General features: G+C 55.7%; 1 protein-coding gene. It reads left to right on the top strand.

Annotated features, from left to right (window positions below; genetic code table 11):
• Positions 1-70: 70 nt before the first annotated feature.
• Positions 71-1,105 carry an IS630 family transposase gene (locus tag EVC45_RS44815; RefSeq protein ID WP_129964383.1) on the top strand — a complete coding sequence of 345 codons (1,035 nt, stop codon included), beginning with the start codon at positions 71-73 and terminating at the stop codon, positions 1,103-1,105.
• Positions 1,106-1,109 lie beyond the last annotated feature (4 nt).

The following is a 1,109-nucleotide window of genomic DNA, read 5'->3' as shown; positions in this document are numbered from 1 at the left end:
TTACTCATAAGTCAGGAATTTTGCGGACAGATGATCTATGCTTGAGCGATAGCTATTGAGAGCATCGCCCATGAAACGAGACGGCCGGAGCCTGGCTCACAACACGCTCGAAGAGATGCGTATCCTTGCAGTTCAGCGTATGGCTGAAGGCGAGCATCCAAATGATGTTGCCGCGTCGTTTGGAATGCATCGATCGTGGACGTACAAGATCAGGGCGCAGGCGCGAGGCCGTGGTAATGGTGTGCGAGCGCTGCGATCGACCAAGGGCACAGGTCGTCCACGTACGCTCACTGCGACGCAGGAGCAGCGGGTAATGCGCTGGGTTAATGGCAAGAATCCAATGCAGTACGGGTTCGATTTTGGCTTGTGGACGCGCAACCTGGTTCGTGAACTGGTACGACAGCGATTCGACGTCACGCTGAGTCTGGCTTCGATCGGTGCGATGCTCGCCCGTCTGAACCTGACGCCGCAAAAGCCGTTGCAGCGTGCTTATCAGCGTGACCCAGAAGCTATCGATCGTTGGCAGCGAGACACCTATCCGAGCATTGCCAGGCAGGCTCGTGAGCAGAAGGCGGATATCTTCTTCTGGGACGAATCGGGCTTCCGTGCTGACTCGGTGCATGGCAGGACATGGGCGCCGCGCGGCGAGACGCCGGTGGTCGAGCGGCCCGGCGAACGGCAAAGCATGAGCGCCGCGTCCGCTGTTAATTCGAAGGGGGCTTTCTGGTTTGCAACGTATGACGGGGCTCTTAGCGGCGAGTTGTTCGTCGAATTGCTCAAGAGGTTGATGTTCAATCGGAAAAAAGCGGTTCATCTGATCGTCGACGGATTGCCAGCGCATAAGAAAGCCGTCGTTAAGGACTATGTCGCAAGTACGCAGGGCAAGTTGACTTTGCACTTCCTGCCCGGTTACGCACCGGACCTAAATCCAGATGAACTGGTGTGGAGTCACGTCAAGCGGACCGGCGTCGCGCGACGTCCACTTCAAAAAGGTGAAAAGCTGAGCTCAAAAATTCACGAGCAGCTTTCACAAATTCGCCGCGATCGGTGCCTTGTTCGCTCGTTTTTTAGGCATCAATCTGTCCGCTATATTTCTGACGTATGAGTAA

This window comes from Paraburkholderia sp. UYCP14C, assembly GCF_004197395.1.
In the GTDB taxonomy this organism is placed as follows: Bacteria; Pseudomonadota; Gammaproteobacteria; order Burkholderiales; family Burkholderiaceae; genus Paraburkholderia.
The sequence above is the reverse complement of the archived record's forward strand: the minus strand, read 5'-3'. Positions and strand labels throughout refer to the sequence as shown.

Bases quoted from the DNA above. Each gene is read 5' to 3' on its own strand.
- EVC45_RS44815 (WP_129964383.1), top strand. From the start codon at position 71: ATGAAACGAGACGGCCGGAGCCTGGCTCACAACACGCTCGAAGAGATG.